We start from the raw sequence: 20,076 nt of genomic DNA, 5'->3' as shown, positions 1-20,076 counted from the left end.
CATGCGGTGCGGCGCGTCGGCCGCGTGATTCAGTCCTCGAGGTTGTCGACGCCGGGCATCCAGGCGTTGCCAGGAACGCCCCAGCCGCGCTTGCGGGTGATCTTCGCGATGATGCGCTGGTAGTCGTCCTCGACGCGGTCGACGTAGAGCAGGCCGTCCAGGTGGTCGTACTCGTGCTGGAAGATGCGGGCCAGCCAGCCCTCCGCGACGATCTCGAACGGCTTGCCGTCGATGTCCGTCGCGCGCAGGATGACGCGGTCGGCCCGGCGCAGCGGGAACCGCTCGCCGGGGAACGACAGGCAGCCCTCCGACTCCTCATCCTCGTCGGCTGGGCCGACGTCCATCGGGCTCAGCCAGAGCTCGGGGTTGATGGCGACGCCGCGCCACTTCACCCCGTCATCGTCGACCCAGCCGAAGGTGAACAGACGGAGCGGAACACCGACCTGGGGGCCGGCGAGGCCGACGCCGGGGGCGGCATCCATGGTCTCGAACATGTCGGTGACGAGGGTGCGCAGCTCGTCGTCGAATACGGTCACGGGGGCTGCGGGGGTGTGCAGCACGGGATCTCCGGAGATCCGGATGGGAAGAACGGCCATGTTCACAGAATATCGGCCCCGGTCACGTTAGTGTCGTGGGGTGCCCTTCGAATTCAACGACCTTGCCGAGGAACTGATTCCACAGGACCCACGAGTCGTCTTCGGAATCGTGCTCGCGCTCATCGGCGCGGTGTTCCTCTCGCTCGGCGCGCAGTTCCAGCACCGCGGGGTCGTCAAGGTCGAACGCAACACCCAGTACGCCGGGGGCTCCGGACTCAACGTGAAGCAGCTGATGCTGCTGCTCGCCCGGCCGTCGTGGGTCATCGGCACGCTCATGCTCGGCTTCGCCGTCGTGCTGCAGCTCGCCAGCCTCACCCAGGCGCCACTCATGGTCGTGCAGCCCCTCGGTGCCGTCGCGCTGGTGATCACGTCGATTGTCAACGCACGCGTGAGCAAGGTCGCCCTCAATCGCAGGTCGATCATCGCGATCTGCATGTGTGTCGGCGGCGTCGGCCTGTTCGTGACGATCGCCGCCTTCACCGCGGTCGACAAGCCGGTCACCGACGAGGACCTCATCACGATCCTCGTGATCCTCGCCGTGGTGCTCGTCGCCTTCGTGCTTGCGTTCATCGCCCTGCGCAACAAGTTCAAGGCGCTCTTCTACATTCTCGGGGCTGGCGTGCTCTACGGCTTCGTCGCGACGCTCGCGAAGGTGATCATCAGCCGCATCCAGAACGAGAACTTCGAGTGGCTCACCTTCACCTGCGTCGTCGCGTTGCTCGCCGCGGCAGCACTCGGTGGCTACTTCGTTCAGAACGCGTACGCGTCCGGCCCGCCTGACCTGGTCATCGCCGGGCTCACCGTCGTCGACCCGCTCGTGGCCGTTGCCATCGGCATCTTCGTGCTCGATGAGGCGTCACAGGCGCCGCTCTGGGCCGTGATCGGCTTCGTTGTGGCCGGAGCGGTCGCGATCTGGGGCGTCTTCGCCCTCGCCAAACACCACCCGCAGACGAAGGTCTGAGCGTCGGCTGAGATCCGACGCTCCGGGGAACATTTGACAGTGTCACAGCCAGCCCGGTTTAGACTGGGGGCATGCAGTTCCGCTTCGAGGCGGACCACTGACTTTTCGCCGGCGCATTCTTCCCGGCCCAGCACCGTGAGGGAATCTCCACTTGACTGAAACGCCAGGCTCGTCTTCCGCCGCACCCGCGGCCGGCTCACGGTCCGCGCAGAAGCCATTGCGCGTGCTGATCGGCGCCGACACCTTTGCGCCAGACGTCAACGGTGCGGCTCGCTTCGCCGAGCGTCTCGCCGCCGGCCTCGTCGCCCGCGGTCACGAGGTCCACATCATGGCTCCCGCCGCTTCGCGCAAGCACGGCAGCTGGATGGAGGAACACGAGGGCCAGAAGATGATGGCCCACCGCCTGCGCAGCTGGCGTTGGTACCCGCACGACTGGCTGCGCTTCGCGCTGCCGTGGCGGATCCGCCAGAACAGCGCGCGCGTGATCGACCTCGTGCAGCCGGATGTCGTGCACTTCCAGTCGCACATCATCGTCGGGCGCGGTCTCTCGGTCGAAGCCGAGAAGCGCGGCATCCGCATCATCGGCACCAACCACTTCATGCCCGAGAACCTGCTCGAGTTCACCCTGCTGCCGAAGGCGTGGCAGGAATGGGCCATTGGGCTCGCCTGGAAGGCCGCGCGCCGCACCTTCGGCCGCGCCGAAGCCGTGACGACGCCGACCGCGAAGGCGGCGCAGTTCCTCGAGCAGTACACCGGACTCAAGGGTGTGCACGCGATCTCCTGCGGCATCGATGCCCACGAGTACACCCCGAACTTCGAGCCGCGCACGGGTAACACGGTGCTCTTCGTCGGTCGCGTGACCGGTGAGAAGCAGATCGACGTGCTGCTCAAGGCGCTGACGTTGCTGCCAGCCGAGCTCGACACCAAGCTCCACATCGTCGGCGGGGGAGACCAGATGCGCAACCTGCAGCACCTGGCCGACACCCTGGGCCTGGGCGACCGGGTCACGTTCCGCGGCTACGTCACCGAGGCCGAGCTCCGCGCCGAGTACACGGGTGCAACCGTCTTCGCCATGCCGTCGATCGCCGAGCTGCAGAGCATCGCGACCATGGAGGCCATGGCATCCGGTCTGCCGATCGTCGCGGCGAACGCGATGGCACTGCCGCACCTTGTCGCCGACGGCCAGAATGGCTTCCTGTTCGAGCCGAGCAACCCCACCGACCTCGCCGAGAAGCTGCGCACGGTGCTCGAGATGGCACCGGATGAGCTCACGGCAATGAAGCAGGAGTCACTCAACCGCATCGTCGCACACGACATCCAACGCACGATCAGCACCTTTGAGAGCCTGTATCGTGGAGAAGCTGTGACCGAACTGGTCACCAACGCTGCACCCGCCGCATCCTCAGACTGATTTCTGAACGGATGCCGGAAGGCGCACGGGGCGGTAGCTCAGCTGGTTAGAGCATCGGACTCATAATCCGCCGGTCACGGGTTCAAGTCCCGTCCGCCCTACTCTTAAATGCCTGATCAAGCGCTATTTAGCGCCACGCGTTTGCTTCGGAAGTGCTGAAACGCTCCTGATCCCGAATGTCTGCATCGGGTATCTCGCGCTCAGAGCAAGCGCCCTTGTTCGCCTCCCGCCACAGGCGATTGTGATTGGCTACAGTTGGGGCATGACTGTCGATGGCCATGACATGGTGATGATCGGGGGTGGATCGTTCCGAATGGGCTCCGACGAGTTCTACTCCGACGAGCGCCCCGTTCACGAGCGCCGGGTCGACCCGTTCTTCCTCGACCGGTACGCAGTGACGAACGCGAGGTTCGCCGAGTTCGTGGACGCGACGGGCTATGTCACAATCGCGGAGCGCAAGCTTGAGGCTGCTGCGTTTCCGGGCGCGGATCCGGCCGATCTGGTCCCGGGGTCGATGGTGTTCACGCCGACTCGCGGCCCGGTCGACCTCGGCGATTGGCGGGGATGGTGGCGCTGGCAGCCCGGCGCCTATTGGCGTCGGCCGTTCGGCCCGGGCTCGTCGATTGATGCTCGTATGCAACACCCCGTCGTGCATGTCGCGTTCGAGGATGCGGCCTCGTTCGCGGACTGGGCGGGGCTTCGGTTGCCGACGGAGGCGGAGCATGAGTTCGCATCACGCGGAGGGGTCGACGGTGCACGGTTCGCATGGGGCGAGGAGCCCTACCCCGGCGGTATCGCGCAGGCGAACTCCTGGTTGGGTCGCTTTCCGTACGACAACCGAGGGGTCGGCGGTACGGCCAAGGTCGGTACATACCCCGCGAACGGCTTCGGGTTGTTCGACATGATTGGGAACGTCTGGGAGTGGACGAGCGACTTCTACACCCCTCGCCATGTGCGGTTGTCGGATCGGCCGGTCGATGCGGGCAAGCGGGAGAACCTGCTGGCTCGCGCCAGCGCAGACGAGGCCTTCCCCTCGACAGCGCGCCGCGTGCTCAAGGGGGGCTCGTTCTTGTGCTCACCGGAATACTGTCTGCGCTTTCGGCCGGCAGCGCGGTCGCCGCAATCGGAGGACACCGGGATGTCGCACATCGGTTTCCGTTGCGCGCGCGATGCATAAAGTGACGGTCGGGTCGTCAGCGATTCGTCACTCGAAGCGTGACTAGCTGAGGCCGGCACTGCTAGGGTCCAATCAAACTTGTCGAAGTGGGGAGACAAAGCGATGGCCGATAAGCCGAACATCATCCTGTTCATGTCCGATGATGTCGGGTGGGGTGATCTGGGATGTTACGGCGGCGGCGAGAACCGAGGTGCGCCGACACCGAACCTCGATCGCCTTGCGGCCGAGGGCCTGCAATTCATGTCGTTCTACGGGCAACCGAGCTGCACGCCGGGACGCGCCGCGGCTCTGACCGGGCGACTTCCGATCCGCAGCGGCATGACGACCGTCGCGTTCCCCGGGCAGGGCGGCGGGATGCCCGCCGCGGAGTGGACTCTCGCGAGCGTTCTCAAGAAGGCCGACTACAACACCTGCCACATCGGCAAGTGGCACGTCGGTGAGGCGGACTACGCCATGCCGACGGCGCACGGCTTCGACGAGATGTACAACACGACGCTTTACCACCTCAATGCGTACACCTACACCGACAGGGCGTATAACCCCGACTTCCCCTTCGACGACGCAGAGACGATGAAGATGTGGGGCAACGTCACCGGGGCGCTCGAAGGCAAAGTTGGGGAGACGCCGCGCGAGGTCGAGAAGATCGATTCCTCCAACATTCCGTTCATCGATGAGAAGTCGACGAACATCGCGCTGGACTACCTCGAAGAGCATGCGAACGGGGAGAACCCGTTCTTCCTTTACCTGAACACGGCGAAGCTGCACCAACCGAACCTGCCCCACCCCGACTTCGAGGGTGCGTCCCTGGCCAAGTCGAAATACCTCGACTCCCTGGTCGAGCTCGACCACCGGGTGGGTCAAGTCGTTGACAAGGTCCGTGAGTTGGGCATCGAAGAGAACACCCTGATCGTCTGGACGACCGACAACGGCGCGTGGCAAGACGTCTACCCCGACTGCGGGTACACCCCGTACCGTGGCACGAAAGGCACCGACTACGAAGGCGGCAGCCGCGTACCCGCGATCGCCTGGTGGCCCGGAACCATCGAGGCCGGACGACGTAACTCCGAGATCGTCGGTTCCCTCGACCTCATGGCCACATTTGCCAGCATCGCCGGCCTCGAGCTGCCGACCGAGGACCGCGAGGGTGAGCCCACCATCTTTGACAGCTACGACCAATCCGCGCTCCTGCGGGGCGACGGGCCTTCCAACCGGGACCACTGGTTCTACATGACCGAGACCGAGATGATCCCCGGAGCCATCCGCCTCGGTAAGTGGAAAGCGGTCTGGAACGTCCGAGATGGATGGCGCGGGCCGTCGTCGTACACCGCGATCGTTCCGCAGCTGTTCGACCTGTGGCAGGACCCGCAGGAACGATACGACATCTTCATGACCAGCTACGCGGAGAAGACGTGGCAATTGCCGCAGATGGCCGCCAGGCTCCTGGGTGTGCTGCCCACCTACAAGCAGTTTCCGAATCGCCCTATCCAGACAGCGGGCATCAGCTACGCCATCTTCGAAGTCGACGATGCGCAGGTGCAAGAACAGCTCGCCAAGATGATGCACGGGCTCTCGTCAGCCGGTTGATGAAGGAGGGGTAGTCGAGCCCTTCAGTGTGCGTGACACGTCGCCTGGGGCAAGAGGACCAGGACTTCGGGTCGCTGACGCCCAGGGTGAAGGCATCGATCTCGTCGCACGAGTCGCGCCTGCTGCACCTCTCCGCCTCAGCGGGCGAAGAAGAAGATCGCGCCGATTGCGGAACCCACGAGCACGGTGGTGAGTGACAGCACCAGCATCGGTAGGAAGTAGCTGTGGTCGAACAGCTTGGAGCCCAGCTTCGTTGTGCCGGAGAGGTCGAAGTTTGCTCCGGCGATCTGGGGCCCGCCGGTCGGGAACGAGTAGACGCCGCCAATGGCTCCCGCCCACATGCCGACCGCCAGCTCTGGCGGGAGGCCAGCTGCAAGCCCGATCGGGACTATGGTCCGTGTCGCCGTGGACTGGCTTGTGGTCATAGCGGCGACGATGAAGACCGCGATCGCGAAGATGAACACGTAGCTGGTCACCCATGCTCCGACGGTCTCGACGATGAGCTCTTCATGCGCCTCGATGAATGTGGCGGTCATCCAGGCGATTCCGAAGAGGGCGATCGCCGAGACCATGCCCGCTTTGAAGACGGACTGGTCGGATACCGTCTTCACGTTGGGCCGCCCGACGAACAGGATCGCCACACCCACGACCAGCATCACGATGACGATAGTGCTGGTCATGTCGAGCGGGAGCGGGCTCTCACCCTCCGCGCCGGGCACGGTGGGTCGCAGGCCGGGGAACAAGCCAAACAGCACGATCGCCAGCACTCCGGCGAGGAAGGCCAGCGCGGCGTTGCGCCCCTCCTTCGTCGCGGTGAGCTTGGCCGAGGCCCGTTCCTCCTCGACGACGAGTCCCTGGCCCACGATCGGAGCACCTTCCACCGACGTCCCTGCGGAGGGCGGAGCTTTTCTGCCGCGTCGGACTCGCGGCGCAAGTGGTCTGGCTGGGATCGGGGGAAGGACCCCAGTGCGGATCTTCTCCTGCACCTCGGGGTCGTCTGCGAGTTCCTTCCCAAAGCGGCTGACTACAAGGGCAGTCACGATGATGCCAATTACACACGCTGGAAAGGTGATGGCGAGAATCTCGATCAGGCCGAGGTTGTAGGGGGCGACATCCGTCAGCGTAAGCATCGCTGCCATCGCCGCTGAAACGGGCGAGGCGGCGAGCGCGACGCCCGACTGCACGACGCTCACGCTCATGGGTCGGGATGGCCGAATTCCGTTGCGGTACGACACGTCATATATCACCGGAAGCAGCGGATAGAGGATGTTGCTGGTGCCAGCGCCAACGGAGAACAGGAATGCCGTGAGCGGGGCGATGAGCGTGATCTGCTTCGGGCGGCTCTCGATTACGCCGGCGGCCACCTTCACCATCCAGTCGATACCGCCCGCGGCCTGCATCATCGAGGCAGCTGTCACCACCGCGATGATGATGGCGACCGCCGCCGACGGCGGTTCGCCCGGCGCTTCGCCAAAGACGAAGACGAGGATTGCGACGCCGACGCCTCCCCAGAGGCCCACTCCGACGCCGCTCGCACGGGTGCCCATGATGATGCACCCCACGACGACCAGCGCTTCGAGGATTAGGACGATGCCTTCCTGCATGACGTTTCCTCCTGCTCGCCGACCGGTCGGCTGTTAGTGGACAGCTCCTCCGACGGCGTGTTCGTCTGGCTTGCCGGTGTAGGCCACAACCGCCTCGAGCCCCGCCTCCAGCGCCGTGCTCATGTCGTCGATGCCCATCGACGGCTGGGGCGGTTGGTTGACCACCTGTTGTGGAGAGTAGGGAACGTGAATGAAACCGCCTCGCCTACCAGGGAATTCGTGACCGATCAGATACAGGATCTGGTACATGATGTGGTTGCAGACGTAGGTGCCAGCGGTGTTGGACACCTGGGCCGGGATCCCGGCCTTGCGCATCGCGGTCACCATCGCCTTGACAGGTAGTGAACTGAAGTACGCCGCAGGTCCATCCTCGCGGATTGGCGTGTCGATCGGCTGGTTGCCAGCGTTGTCAGGGATGCGACCGTCATCGACATTAATGGCGATGCGCTCCGGACTGACCGCGAACCGGCCACCGGCCTGGCCGACGCTGATGATCACGTCGGGGTCGTGCTCGATGATCGCGTCGCGAACGACAACGGCAGACTGACCGAACACGACAGGAATCATCAGCTTGATGACGTCGGCGCCCGCGACGATGTCGGGCAATGCTCGTACTGCCTCCCACGAGGGGTTGATCGCTTCACCGCCGAAAGGCTCGAAGCCGGTGATGAGGATCTTCATGTGAACTCTCCCTCCTCTGGTCAGAATGCCCAGAAGTACATAAGTGCTACCTGGATGACGAAGAGCACCGCAGCCAGAGGGGCCTGCGCCTTGATGACCCCGTAGGGCTTCTTCATCTCGAGCAGCGCGACCGGCAGGGCGTTGAAGTTCGCGGCCATCGGCGTCACGAGCGTGCCGCAGAAGCCCGCAGTCATCGCCAGCGCACCGACGACGACCGGATCACCGCCGAGCGCGATCACGAATGGGATGCCGATTCCTGCGGTGATCACAGTGAACGCGGCAAAGGTGTTGCCGACGATGATGGTGAACAGGGCCATCCCGACGCAGTAGGCGATGACGCCGGCGAGGGGACTGTCTTCTGGCACGATTCCGGCGATGCCATTGGACACGACCTCGCCGACCCCGGCGCTGGTGAAGACGACACCGAGCATCGCGAGGAACTGAGGCAGCATTCCGATCGGACCGACTTGCTGCACCATGCGGTCCCCTTGCGCGACAACCACGCCAGCGGGGGCGCGGGTCATCGCCCACGCGATGCCGAGAGCTGCGACCGATGCGACTCCGATGCTGAGCGTTCCGGACACCTCTCCGAATGGGGCCAGGGTTGAAATCAGGACGGCGATCCCCGCCAGGGCCAGAGCGGGCAGGAATATCCAGCTCCTCAGACGACGGGCGCCGGCCGCTCGCTCCTCGGGCGTTCCTTCGTCTAGCTTGCCGGTCTTGACCCCGCGCGCCAGGGACAGCGCCCCGATCGCCAGGATCAAGACGCCAGTGACCCAGTACGGGAGAACGGCGCCGAAGGCAAAGGTGATGGCAAGGAGGAGCCAGAACGCGGCAGTCGTGAACCGACGGGGATTGGACTTGTTGAGTAGCGACCTCACACCCGTGATCCCGAGGAGCACCCCGACAAGCACGAAGGTGGCCTCGAGGAGCTGGGGGCCGATGTCACTCATGGCTGGCCCCCTCGCTACTCGGAGCGGCCGGGTCGCTCGGCACCGGTGGCTTGGGCGGGCCACCTCGGCGCAGCTTGCGATCAAACAGCCAGAAATGGATCGCGGCTACGACGGCCGCGATGCCGATCATCGGCAACGAGGCGAAGGCGATTTGTTCCGGACTCACTGGGTAACCGAGGGAGTCGAGCGTTCCGACGATGAGCAAGACTCCGGAGGCTGCCACAAACCCGTTCTGTCCGAAGAAGTTGCCGATGTTCTCCGAGAGGGCGCTCTCAGCCTTGATCTTCTCCTCGTTGGCCGGTGACACCTCAGCCTGTCGGGCCGCCGCCGCTGCCGTCATCGGATGGACGATGGGGCGCACGAACTGCACCATGCCGCTGATTCGGATCCCGAAGATGCCGGTCAGTTGACGAAGCACGGTGTACATCGTCAGGAACCGGCCGGGCGTCAGGGCCTGCAGGCGGTTGATGAGCACGATCGCCTGTTCCTTCAACCCGTATCGCTCCGACAGGGCGATCATCGGCAGAGTGAGCAGGAACAGAGATACCGCGCGGTTGTCAGTCCACGCCTTGCCGATCAGCTCCAGGATCTCCGGAAACGAGAGCCCGGACACGAGGGCCGTTGCTATTGCCGCCACGATGACCACGGCGATGACGTCGAGTTTCAACAGGAATCCGACAACGATGATCACGACACCGATCAAGACGAGCCAATCAGGACCCATTTCGTGCCTCCCCGCCTGATGGTCGCAGCCGATCTGACGACCGCAACTCTGGGCTCAGACTGGTTCCCGGGCGGGTGGCTTACATCACCTCGATTGGGTGAACCACAAGTACGCCCCCGCGAACACACCCCATTCTGGCGAGGTCAGAGTTCCGGACCGGCCCCTGGCTCCAGGATCACGACCGCGGTCTCGGCGGAACGACGCGCCGCAAGGCTGTCCAGTCCCGCATCGATCTCGCGCCATCTGGACCAGAGGCGCACGCGCTCGTCGCCCCGCGCGGCACGACCGTGCACGAGGCGCGGGCCGTCCCGTATGACCACCTTCGCGTCAGGGTGGGCCTGGAGATTGAGCCACCACGCCGGCTCCGGTGCTGCCCAACCGTTCATGGCCATGGTGACGAGGTTGGGGCCGTCTTCGAAGTAGCCGAGGATCACCTCTCGCTCATCGCCGGTGCGCCGCCCAAGGGTCGTCAAGTGGAGCGTGCCCCACCCTTGAGGCTTGGGGCGCCACAATCCGACTAGTCCGCGGGTGATTCTGTAGATGCCCCGGTGGACTGTCCAGGCGAGTCTGACGAACCAGCGAGGCGGAAGTCGCGGTGGTTCGTCCCGTGCTTTCGACACGGCTGGATTCTACTCGCCCGCGACGGTGCCAACGAAGGCCTCGAGGAGGCCCTGCGTAAGCTTGCTTTCGTGTCCAGGTTCCTGCGTCCCGCCAGTGACGGCCGTTCAACATGAGGGCCGTCGTCTACGACCGGTACGGTCCTCCCGATGGGCTGAGGGTTGAGGAGATTCCGGTGCCGTCCCCGGGCGCGAATCAGGTGCTCGTTGAGGTCGCCGCGACATCCGTCAACCTCTCGGACTGGGAGGGACTGACCGGAACTCCGGGGTACGCACGAATCGGGGGGCTGCGCGCCCCGACGCGCCGGATACTGGGCTCCGACATCGCCGGGCGCGTCGCGGCCGTCGGCTCCGGCGTTACCCGTTTCCGCCTGGGCGACGAGGTGTACGGCGACAATCTGGGCCTCATGGGCGGTTTTGCCGAGTACGCGGTGGCGCCTGAAGCGGCGCTCGCACACAAGCCTGAGGAGCTGACGTTCGCCGAAGCCTCGACGCTGCCTCAGGCAGGCTCGATCGCGCTTCAGGGAACCGCACGCGCAGGACGCGGGCAGCGCGTGCTGATCAACGGAGCGGGCGGCGGAGCGGGCTCGTTCGCGATCCAGCTGGCCAGGCTTTCCGGGGCTCACGTTACCGGCGTCGACAACGCGGGCAAGCTCGACTTCATGCGGGAGCTCGGCGCCGACGACGTAGTCGACTATCGCCGCGAGGACTTCACCCGGCTCGGGCGGTACGACCTCGTACTCGATCTCGTCGCGCGCCGATCGGTGTTCCCGTACTGGCGAGCGCTGGCCCGCGGTGGCCGCTATCTCTGCGTTGGCGGAACCGTACGAACGCTGCTGGGGGTCGTCACGGTCGGGGCTGGGCTTGGCCTGCTGACCGGGCGCCGGCTGGGGGTCCTCCTTGTGAGGCAGGGGCCGAAATACTTCGCGCCCGCCGCCGAGCGTTGCATCGCTGGCGACCTCCGTATCCACATCGACCACACCTTCCCTCTCGACGAGGTCCCCCTGGCACTCGCTACTGTCGGCGAGGGTCGCGCACGCGGGAAGGTGGTCGTCACACCGTGAGTGAAACCCCGGTCGTGGCCGATAGCGACGTGAAAAGTTACCCGAAAATCATCGAGCCGTAGATCAGCAAGACAATGAAGATCGCCAGCGCATCGAAGATGAGCACCGCCGGCGTCAGCGTGATTGCGAGCCAGGATTCTCCACCGAAAAGCGAAATCAGTCCGAGGATCGTGGAGCCGACAATGAGCGCTGCTGTACCGCCGAGCACCACAGCGGCCGGGAGCGATGTGCCGCCGACATAGACCAGTGCGGCGGCTACGGCTAACGCGGCCGATGCCCCGGAGAGGGCTCGCCCGCGCCAGACGTTCCTCGCTGGCCTGCGCGCCGTCTCCATGCCTGGATGCTAGCGGGTCCGAAGCGGAGTCGGTATCCATTCGGCCGCTGTGCCGCTGCCCAAGCCGGCGTAGAGTGGGCGCGATCGGGGCGCCGGGGGGAGTGGCGCCGACATTTGCGTCCGGTCTGGTGAACGTGGGGCGCGCATCAAGGGAGAGCAACGGGATGAGAGCACTTCGATACTCGATCAACGTCACGCTCGACGGCTGCTGTCATCACGAGGCGGGGCTCCCGCCAGACAAGGAGTCGATGCGTTACTGGGCCGCTGAGATGGAGCGAGCCGATGCCCTGATCTTCGGCCGGGTGACCTACGAGATGATGGAGTCGGCGTGGCGGAAGCCAGCCACGGGCACGTGGCCGGACTGGGTTGACCAGTGGCAGATGCCGTTTGCCGAGTCGATCGACCGGGCGAAGAAGTATGTCGTGTCGAGCACGCTGAGCGGGGTCGATTGGAACGCCGAGCTGCTGCGAGGCGACCTGGGGCCAGCGGTTCGGCAGCTCAAGCAGGAGTCTGGCGAGGGTCTGTGGGTCGGTGGCGTGACGCTTCCCCTGGCGTTGGCGGATCTGGGACTGATCGACGAGTACGAGTTCCTGGTGCAGCCGGTCCTTGCCGGACACGGGCCGACGTTGCTCGCCGGTCTGCGCGAGCGCATCGAGCTCGAGCTCGTGGAACGGAAGGAGTTCCGGTCTGGGGCGGTCGCCCTTCGGTACCGGCCAACGCGAGCCACGGCTTGACGTGTCCTGCGACGAAGGCTCGCGTTGGGCGGGGCATCGGGTCGGGCGGGGAGGATCGCGTATATTGGATGTCATCCAATCACGAGGAGTCTCAACATGGCTGATTTTCTGATCTCCCGCAGGGGTGCGCTCACCGTCGCGGGCATCGGGCTACTCGGCCTCGGGGTCTCGGGATGCGCCGCTTCGGGTGCGTCCCGTCCGCAACCGTCGCCTGCGCCAGGTGAGGCGGGGATGCCGCGACGACTCGGAGCGGAGTGGGACAGCCACGCACTCACGGTGATGTCATGGCCGACCGCTCTGGTCTGGGGCGAGGATCTCCCGTATGTGCGAGACGACATCTCGAGCTTGGCGCGTGCTGTCGCAGAGTTCGAGCCCGTCGTGCTGCTTGCTTCCCCGGGTGACGAAGAGGATGCCGCATACGAGTGCGGATCGAGCGTCGAGGTCGTCACGGTGCCCGTCGACGACCTCTGGGCTCGCGACACCGTGCCGGTCTTCGTCGAGGGCGCAGGGGGCCGCGAGGGCATCGATTTCAATTTCAACGGTTGGGGCGGAAAGCAGGAGCACGCGAATGACGGCGCCGTCGCCGCGGCGCTCCTCAGGCAGTTCGAGATTCCCCGCGTGGCTGCATCGCTCGTTGCCGAGGGTGGCTCGCTCGAGACAGACGGGCTCGGAACTCTGATGATCACGGAGAGCTCAATCGTCAACGAGAACCGCAACCCTGGGCTCTCCCGAGACGAGATCGAGCTCCGCTTGATGGACCTGCTCGGCATGCGCAAGGTCATCTGGTTCGACGGGGTGTACGACGAAGACATCACCGATGCGCACGTCGACTCGCTCGCGCGCTTCGTCGCGCCCGGCCTGGTGCTGCTCGACACTCCTGGAGCCGGGGCGCCCGCGGATGTGTGGTCCCGTTCGAGCGATCAGGCCCGCTCGGTGCTCTCCCAGGCGACGGATGCCAGGGGCAACGCGATCGAGGTCATCGAGCTGCCCCAGCCCGACTTCTCGAAGATCCGTGGCAGCGGAGACGACTTCCTGGCGTCCTACGTGAACTTCTACGTCGCAAACGGTGCCGTGTTCGTGCCGGAGTTCGGCGACAGGGTCGCCGACGATCGCGCCCAGGGGATTCTGCAGGACCAGTTCCCCGATCGGGAGATCGTGCCGCTTCGAATCGACACGATCGCGTCCGGTGGCGGTGGCATCCACTGCGCGACGCACGACATGCCGGGCGTGCCAGAGTACGCGTGAGGCCATCGGGGCCACCGAGCTCCCGACGCACGTGAGCGCTGCGGTGCAGTCACCTGCGCGTTCTCGAGTGCGCCGCGGAGCCCTTCGTCGCGCCTCGGCGTGGTGCGGCGAAACCGTGGGTTGACAACCGCGCGAATCCCGATGATCATGTTTGGATATCATCCAAATAACTTCCGATGACGACGATGTTGTCGGAGACAGGAGTCATCATGCCCCGCTCCGTGACACAGGCACTGTCAGTGTTGACGGCCGCTCTCATGGTCGCCGCATTGTCCGCGTGCAGCACCGGAGGCGACTCGGCACAGCCGGCAGACGCCGACGGGACGCTCCACGTGGCCCGGTCCGAATCGTTCGACGGCTGGGACCCCGACAAGGCCGCGGCCTATTCCAGCTACCAGACTCTTCAGGGCGTGCTTGAGCCGCTGCTGCGCTTCAGCCCAGACGGCACGGCGGTTGAGGCGGGGCTGGCGAAGTCGTGGTCGTATGACCCCGCCGCGCTGACGTGGACCTTTGTGCTGCAGGACGACACCCAATTCAGCGACGGCACGCCGCTCACCTCGGCCGATGTGGCCTTCTCGGCGGGCGTCTGGGCAGACGGGTCAAACTACGGCAGCCTGTACGCGAACATCACCGGAGTGAGCACCCCCGATGACCGCACCGCGGTGTTCGCGCTGGCAACTCCCGACACGACGCTTCCCGTGTTGATGACCTGGTCGTCGTCGGCGATCTTCCCGACAGACTTCGGCGGGAAGACGAGAGATGAGTACTTCGCCAAGCCGGTCGCAGCCGGTGCCTTCGTGATCGCCGATTGGTCACCGGGCGGGCAGATCACGCTGGAGAAGAACGAGCATTACTACCAGCCCGGGCGACCGTACCTGGAAAAGGTCGTCATCGATGTCCTGCCGGATGCCACCGAGCGGGGCGCGCAGTTCCAGGCCGGTCAGATCGACATCTCGGAGTACGTCGGCGCCTCCGACGCCAAACAATACGGCGATTCGCTGGTCGCGCTCCCGGCCGGCCAGGTCGAGCACCTCAGCTTCAACACCACGCGTGCACCGCTCGACGACCCGCAACTGCGCAAGGCCATCGCCTACGCCATCGACTACGACGCGATCACCGATGGCGCCTTCCGTGGATACGGATCCGCGCCCAGGGGGATCATCCCGCCGAATCTGGCGAACTGGGCGCCGCCGAGCGAAGCGCCATTCGCTCTGGACCTCGATCGATCCAAGGAACTGCTCGACAAGTCCGAGAGCGCGGATGTCGATGCCCTCGAAGTCGTCTACGACGCCGGCAACTCGACCGACCACCTTGTTGCCCAGGTCATCAAGGCGAACCTCGCCGAGATCGGCATCGACGTCACGCTCACCGCTCTCGAGACGGGAGCGTTCCTCAGCCGCGCCTACGGACTGGACGCCGACATGGTGCTCTGGTCGTATGGCGCGGTGTCGCCGGACGTGATCGACCCGCTCGGCTGGATTCAGGGCACGTCCTGGTTGTTCACCGGTTTCGAGACGGACACGATCCAACAGCAGTTCTTCGCGTACACCGCGACGGAGTCGCCAGAGGAGAAGCAGCAGATCGTGACCGCCGTGCAGGACGAGGCGCTTGAGAATGCGCAGGCGATCAGTCTTTCCGAGTTCCAGGTGTTGCACGCGGTGAGCCCGAGGATCTCTGGTTTCGCCGCCGCCCCTTGGGGAATGTACTACTGGGACACGATCAAGGTCGGCGAGTAGGCGGTGGGTCGTTACCTGTTCATCGCCAAGCGATTGGCGCTCGCGATCCCACTGCTCTTCGGCATCGTGCTGCTGGTGTTCCTCATCCTGAAGATCACACCGGGGGACCCGGCGCGTCTCATCGTCGGCCTGCGGGCCTCCGAGCCCGAGCTGCAACTCGTGCGCGAGCAGCTCGGGCTCAATGATCCAGCGATCGTGCAGTACTTCCGTTACGTCGGAGACGTGTTCAGCGGCAATCTCGGATACTCCTTCAAATCACGGGAGGCGGTGTCGAGCATCATCGCCGAGCGCCTGCCGGTCACCATCTGGCTGCTGGGCTTCGGCGCCCTGCTCTCGCTCGTGATCTCCGTGCCGCTCGCGATCCTCTCCGCTCGCGCTCCCGACCGGCCGTTCGATCACGCGACCCGCGGATTCAGTCTCGTCGCACTCGCGATGCCGTCATTCTGGGTCGGCATCATCCTCATCCTCACCGTCGCCCTGCCGACCGGATGGTTCCCGGTGGGTGGCTTCGGCGAGACTCCGGCGGAGCACCTGCGCTCGATCGCGTTGCCCGCGTTCACGCTCGCCCTGTCCATCGCGCCGTTGCAGGTGCGGAGCCTCCGGGCCAGCATCATCGCGGTGCTCGGCACCGAGCATGTGACGACGGCGAAGTCGCTGGGCGTGCCGCGTTCCCGCATCATGTCGAAGTTCGTGCTCCGCAACGCGGCACCGCCGACCGTTTCCATCCTCGCGCTGAACATCGGGTACCTCCTGTTCGGAGCGGTCGTGGTCGAGACGACCTTCGCACTGCCCGGGATCGGCCAGGGCATCGTTCTGGCGGCACGGCAACGCGACATTCCCACGATCCAGGGTTACACGCTGCTCTTCGCCGTTGTCGTCGTGCTGGTGTTCCTGATCGCCGACATCCTCACATCCATCGCAGACCCGCGGTTGGAGGTGGAGTCGTGAGCATCGAATCAGCCGCCGCGATCGCGGCCGCAGCAACAACGGGTCACGAGATCACCGGGGTCGAACGGGTACGGATGCCACGCCGGGTCTGGGTCGGTGCCGCGATCGTAACCGCCTACGTGCTCTTTGCCGTCTTCGCCCCGCTCATCGCCCCATTCGACCCGCTCGAGCAGGACGTCGTGAACGCGCTGGCATCGCCGAGCTGGGTGCACTGGCTCGGAACGGACGAGCTCGGCCGCGATGTGCTCTCCCGGTTGATCTTCGCCTCGCGCGTTGACTTGCTCGTCGGATTTCTCGGCGCCGTGCTGCCGGCCGTGGTCGGCACCGTTCTGGGCGCCGTGGCCGGATTCCGTGGCGGCTGGGTCGACGGGGCGATCATGCGCGTCTCGGATGTGGTGCAGGCGTTCCCCACCTACATCCTGATCATCGCGCTCGTCTTCGTGCTCGGTCCCGGCGTCACCTCGATCCTGGTCGCGTTCACCCTGATCGCCTGGGTGGCATACGCGCGCCTGATCCGCACCGAGGTTCTCCGGGTGCGCAGCCTCGACTATGTCGCGGCGGCGCGCGCCTCTGGTTTGCCAACGCGGCGGATCCTCTGGCGCCACGTCTTCCCGAACTCGGTCGGGCAGACATTGGTGTACCTGCCGTCCGACATTGTCGGCGCAACGCTGGGTTTGGCGGCGCTGTCGTTCCTCGGACTCGGCATCCAAGCGCCAACGCCGGAATGGGGGGCAATGATCGCGGCTGGCCAACCCTATATCCGCGAGCAGTGGTGGCTCTCGACTGTGCCGGGGCTGGTCGTGGTCGGCTTCGGCCTCGGTCTCAGCCTCATCGGAGAAGGAATCGAAGAATGGACCAGGAAATGAGCCGGACCGTGTTGAGCGTCAACGAACTCCAGGTGCAGCTCACCGTCGGTGGCCGCACACTGAACCCCGTCGACGGCGTCTCGTTCCACGTCGCTGCCGGTGAATCGCTCGGAATCGTCGGCGAGTCCGGCTCGGGCAAGAGCCTCTCGCTCCGCGCGGTGCTCGGTCTGCTGCCGCCCGGCGGCGAATCCAGGGGGCCGATCCGGTTCGCGTTCCAGCGCGAAACGATCATCGGCGACCCCGAGCGTGTTCGCGGTCACGGCGTTGCGATGATCTTTCAGGAGCCGATGACGGCACTCAACCCGACCATGCGGGTCGGGGATCTCATCGCCGAGGCTGTCCGGGTGCACAGCGGGATGTCGCGCCGGGCCGCCCGGGCGCGGGTGCTCGAGTTGATGGCGAGCACCGGCATCCCAGACCCAGCGCGCAGGGCCAGGATGTGGCCGCACGAACTCTCCGGGGGCCTGCGGCAGCGTGTCATAATCGCCGCAGCGCTGGCCAGCGAGCCCGAACTGCTGCTGTGCGATGAGCCGACCACCGCGCTCGACGTGACGATCCAGGATCAGATCCTCGGCCTGCTCCAGCGGCTACGTGCCGAGCGGGGGATGGCGATGGTGTTCGTCTCGCACGATCTCGCCGTCGTCGCTGAGGTGTGCGACCGTATCGCCGTGATGTACGCCGGCCGAATCGTGGAGACCGGCCCGGTCGACGAGGTGCTCCGCGCGCCGCGGCATCCGTACACCGCGGCGCTGCTCGCCTCCGCACCCTCCTTCCACGGCGGCAGCGCAGCGCTCGCGACGATCCCGGGTTCACCGCCAGACCCGCGCCAGTTCCCCAGTGGCTGCCGTTTCGCTCCACGGTGTGCCTTCGCCCGTGACGACTGCCGCATCGCCCCCTACGAACTCGACGGCAACGCGCGCCATGCAACAGCATGCATCCATCCCGAGGTGCTGGCGGAGGCGAGCGCATGAGCGCGATCCTCGACGCCCGCGGGCTCCGCGTGAGCTATGCCGTCGGGTCCAGGCTGGTGGCGCGACTGCGCCGCCGTCCCGCTCCGATCGTGCACGCCATCGACGGAATCGACCTCGTCGTCGAACGCGGCTCGGCGGTCGGCATCGTCGGGGAGTCCGGCTGCGGCAAGTCCACGCTGGCCAAGGCGCTCGTCGGCCTCGCCCCGCTCTCGGCCGGCACCGTCGCGTTCGCAGGCGAGCCGCTGGGCAATCGACGCACCCGGGCGCAGACCCGGCACATCCAGATCGTGTTCCAGGACCCGAGCGCCTCACTCAACCCCTCGATGACGATCGGGCAGACGCTGCGCGAGCTGCTCCGCGTGCACGACATGGTTCCGGCTGGGTCGGTGCAACGGCGGGCCGAGGAACTCCTCGAGCTCGTGGAGCTGCCCGCGTCGCTGCTGAATGCGTACCCACGCCGACTCTCGGGCGGACAACGCCAACGCGTTGGCATCGCCCGCGCCCTCGCGCTCGAACCGGAGATCCTCGTCGCCGACGAGTCCGTCGCCGCGCTCGACGTGTCCGTGCAAGCTGCCATCCTCAACCTGCTGCAGAAGCTGCGGACAGAACTCGGGCTGACCCTGTTGTTCATCTCGCACGATCTGGCAGTCGTGCGCCACATCAGCGACCGCGTCGTCGTCATGTATCTCGGCACAATCGTCGAGGATCGGCCGACAGAAGACCTCTTCCGAGATCCGCGGCATCCATACACCGCGGCCCTGCTCGAGGCCGCGCCGCAAATGGGCGTCATGAAGCAGCCCGGCGGTTCGGTGCTGCGTGGCGAGCCGGGGAGCCTGCACAATCTCGCCTCTGGATGCCGTTTCCACCCTCGATGCCCGATCGCGCAGGACATCTGCCGGGAGGAGGAGCCACTCTTACGTGGGCCATCCGAATCCGCGCATGACTGCCAGACCGAGACGGACCGGGCGGCGTGCCACTTCGCCTGGACGGAGCTGTCGGATCGGGCGAAGCGCAACGAGCGCGGAAACTCGCCCCAAGCGCCGGAAAGTGAGGCGCAGACGAGTCGGGGCCCAGAGAATCTGCAGCCGAAGAATAGGATGGTGTCGCAATGAGCGAGGGGATGACGAAATGACGGGTCGGCGCGCGAAAGGCAAGGAACGCGAGGAGCTCGTCGTCGACGCTGCCGCCAAGGCGATCGCCGATCTTGGGCTCGCAAATGTGCGGGTGTCTGACATCGCCGAGCGTGCAGGCATGACGCCGGGCCACGTCACCTACTACTTCCCGTCGAAGACCGAGCTGCTCATGCTCGCCATTCGCCAGAGCGAGGAGGCACTCGTCGAACAGGTCGAGGCCGAACTCGGCGGCATCGATGACCCGTGGGCTCGGTTGGAGCGGCTCATCGACCTCTCGGCATCGGACGGGCGCGGCGACACCGGCTGGATCCTGTGGTTCCAGGTCTGGTCGGATGCCGCGACCAATGACACCGTCGCCGAGGTGCACAACGAACTCGACGAGCGGTGGCGGCAGATCCTGATCGACGTCATCGCCTACGGCGGCGAGCGCGGAGTGTTCGCGTACACCGACCTCGACGACGCCGCCCAGCTCATCTCCGCCACGATCGACGGCCTGTCGATTCAGCTCACGGTCGGAGCGCCGAAACTCGCTCGAGCGCGAATGCTCGACCTGTGCATGCAGGCGAGCGCTGCATTCCTTGCCGCGCCGGTAGCACTGCAGGCCGACGCGAGCTGAGTCGCGCGGCAACGGCCAGCGCACCGGCCCGCTTCGGCGCGCCCGAAAACCGGGAGCCGCGGCCGAGAATCTTCCTCTTGCTATTTAATTGGTTGACATCCAAGATAGTCGGATACGCCAC

20 protein-coding genes and 1 tRNA gene are annotated in these 20,076 nt (G+C 65.7%); 14 read left to right on the top strand and 7 right to left on the bottom strand.

Annotated elements, in window-relative coordinates; all coding sequences use genetic code 11:
* Positions 1-29: 29 nt before the first annotated feature.
* Positions 30-596 carry a peptide deformylase gene (gene def, locus EV379_RS08420; protein WP_130505744.1) on the bottom strand — a complete coding sequence of 189 codons (567 nt, stop codon included), beginning with the start codon at positions 594-596 and terminating at the stop codon, positions 30-32.
* Positions 597-636: 40 nt separating this feature from the next.
* Between def and EV379_RS08415 the strand changes: the two genes are divergently transcribed.
* The 5 genes from EV379_RS08415 (at position 637) to EV379_RS08395 (ending at position 5,729) form a co-directional block, all read left to right on the top strand.
* Complete coding sequence (locus EV379_RS08415; RefSeq protein WP_207226218.1) at positions 637-1,557, top strand: DMT family transporter; 921 nt, start codon at positions 637-639, stop codon at positions 1,555-1,557.
* 151 nt (positions 1,558-1,708) lie between these two features.
* Positions 1,709-2,968, top strand: a complete 1,260-nt coding sequence (locus tag EV379_RS08410) for a glycosyltransferase (RefSeq protein WP_242616293.1) — start codon at positions 1,709-1,711, stop codon at positions 2,966-2,968.
* A 27-nt stretch (positions 2,969-2,995) separates the two neighbouring features.
* Positions 2,996-3,069, top strand: a tRNA-Ile gene (locus EV379_RS08405).
* Between the two features lie 161 nt (positions 3,070-3,230).
* The gene (locus EV379_RS08400) at positions 3,231-4,145 is read left to right on the top strand and encodes a formylglycine-generating enzyme family protein (RefSeq protein WP_130505743.1); all 915 of its coding nucleotides are present in this window, start codon (positions 3,231-3,233) and stop codon (positions 4,143-4,145) included.
* A 102-nt stretch (positions 4,146-4,247) separates the two neighbouring features.
* Positions 4,248-5,729 carry an arylsulfatase gene (locus EV379_RS08395; protein WP_130505742.1) on the top strand — a complete coding sequence of 494 codons (1,482 nt, stop codon included), beginning with the start codon at positions 4,248-4,250 and terminating at the stop codon, positions 5,727-5,729.
* 137 nt (positions 5,730-5,866) lie between these two features.
* Here EV379_RS08395 and EV379_RS08390 read toward each other — a convergent pair whose 3' ends face one another.
* From EV379_RS08390 to EV379_RS08370, 5 genes are all read right to left on the bottom strand, one after another.
* A complete protein-coding gene (locus EV379_RS08390; RefSeq protein ID WP_130505741.1) occupies positions 5,867-7,333 on the bottom strand; it encodes an anaerobic C4-dicarboxylate transporter in 1,467 nt (488 codons plus the stop codon).
* Positions 7,334-7,366: 33 nt separating this feature from the next.
* Positions 7,367-8,014, bottom strand: coding sequence for a pyroglutamyl-peptidase I (pcp, locus tag EV379_RS08385; protein WP_130505740.1), 648 nt, complete (start codon positions 8,012-8,014; stop codon positions 7,367-7,369).
* Positions 8,015-8,034: 20 nt separating this feature from the next.
* A complete protein-coding gene (locus tag EV379_RS08380; RefSeq protein ID WP_130505739.1) occupies positions 8,035-8,967 on the bottom strand; it encodes a DUF979 domain-containing protein in 933 nt (310 codons plus the stop codon).
* On the bottom strand, positions 8,960-9,691 hold the full coding sequence (locus tag EV379_RS08375) for a 5-oxoproline transporter, DUF969 family subunit (protein ID WP_130505738.1): 732 nt from the start codon (positions 9,689-9,691) through the stop codon (positions 8,960-8,962). The genes EV379_RS08380 and EV379_RS08375 overlap by 8 nt, the downstream gene beginning before the upstream one ends.
* A 143-nt stretch (positions 9,692-9,834) precedes the next feature.
* The gene (locus EV379_RS08370) at positions 9,835-10,311 is read right to left on the bottom strand and encodes a nitroreductase/quinone reductase family protein (RefSeq protein ID WP_130505737.1); all 477 of its coding nucleotides are present in this window, start codon (positions 10,309-10,311) and stop codon (positions 9,835-9,837) included.
* Between the two features lie 110 nt (positions 10,312-10,421).
* Here EV379_RS08370 and EV379_RS08365 point away from each other — a divergent pair, with 110 nt between their 5' ends.
* Entirely contained in the window at positions 10,422-11,372 is a 951-nt protein-coding gene (locus tag EV379_RS08365) for an NAD(P)-dependent alcohol dehydrogenase (protein ID WP_130505736.1), read from the top strand.
* A 37-nt stretch (positions 11,373-11,409) separates the two neighbouring features.
* Here the strand turns inward: EV379_RS08365 and EV379_RS08360 are convergent, their stop codons facing one another.
* Positions 11,410-11,706 carry a hypothetical protein gene (locus tag EV379_RS08360; protein ID WP_130505735.1) on the bottom strand — a complete coding sequence of 99 codons (297 nt, stop codon included), beginning with the start codon at positions 11,704-11,706 and terminating at the stop codon, positions 11,410-11,412.
* A gap of 164 nt (positions 11,707-11,870) precedes the next feature.
* Between EV379_RS08360 and EV379_RS08355 the strand changes: the two genes are divergently transcribed.
* The 8 genes from EV379_RS08355 (at position 11,871) to EV379_RS08320 (ending at position 19,955) form a co-directional block, all read left to right on the top strand.
* A complete protein-coding gene (locus EV379_RS08355; protein WP_130505734.1) occupies positions 11,871-12,440 on the top strand; it encodes a dihydrofolate reductase family protein in 570 nt (189 codons plus the stop codon).
* Between the two features lie 96 nt (positions 12,441-12,536).
* A complete protein-coding gene (locus tag EV379_RS08350) occupies positions 12,537-13,685 on the top strand; it encodes an agmatine deiminase family protein (protein ID WP_130505733.1) in 1,149 nt (382 codons plus the stop codon).
* Positions 13,686-13,894: 209 nt separating this feature from the next.
* Complete coding sequence (locus EV379_RS08345) at positions 13,895-15,421, top strand: ABC transporter substrate-binding protein (protein ID WP_165397328.1); 1,527 nt, start codon at positions 13,895-13,897, stop codon at positions 15,419-15,421.
* 3 nt (positions 15,422-15,424) lie between these two features.
* Positions 15,425-16,369: an ABC transporter permease gene (locus tag EV379_RS08340; protein ID WP_130505731.1), complete on the top strand. Its 945-nt coding sequence runs from the start codon at positions 15,425-15,427 to the stop codon at positions 16,367-16,369.
* The gene (locus EV379_RS08335) at positions 16,366-17,235 is read left to right on the top strand and encodes an ABC transporter permease (protein ID WP_130505730.1); all 870 of its coding nucleotides are present in this window, start codon (positions 16,366-16,368) and stop codon (positions 17,233-17,235) included. Before EV379_RS08340 ends, EV379_RS08335 begins: the two co-directional genes overlap by 4 nt.
* A complete protein-coding gene (locus EV379_RS08330; RefSeq protein WP_207226217.1) occupies positions 17,220-18,206 on the top strand; it encodes an ABC transporter ATP-binding protein in 987 nt (328 codons plus the stop codon). The genes EV379_RS08335 and EV379_RS08330 overlap by 16 nt, the downstream gene beginning before the upstream one ends.
* Entirely contained in the window at positions 18,203-19,318 is a 1,116-nt protein-coding gene (locus tag EV379_RS08325; protein ID WP_130505729.1) for an oligopeptide/dipeptide ABC transporter ATP-binding protein, read from the top strand. The genes EV379_RS08330 and EV379_RS08325 overlap by 4 nt, the downstream gene beginning before the upstream one ends.
* Positions 19,319-19,334: 16 nt before the next feature.
* Positions 19,335-19,955 carry a TetR/AcrR family transcriptional regulator gene (locus tag EV379_RS08320; RefSeq protein ID WP_165397327.1) on the top strand — a complete coding sequence of 207 codons (621 nt, stop codon included), beginning with the start codon at positions 19,335-19,337 and terminating at the stop codon, positions 19,953-19,955.
* Positions 19,956-20,076 lie beyond the last annotated feature (121 nt).

The sequence above is a fragment of the Microterricola gilva genome (assembly GCF_004217495.1).
In the GTDB taxonomy this organism is placed as follows: Bacteria; Actinomycetota; Actinomycetes; order Actinomycetales; family Microbacteriaceae; genus Microterricola; species Microterricola gilva.
Note: the sequence above shows the minus strand (reverse complement) of the source record. Positions and strands in the feature narration are given on the sequence as shown.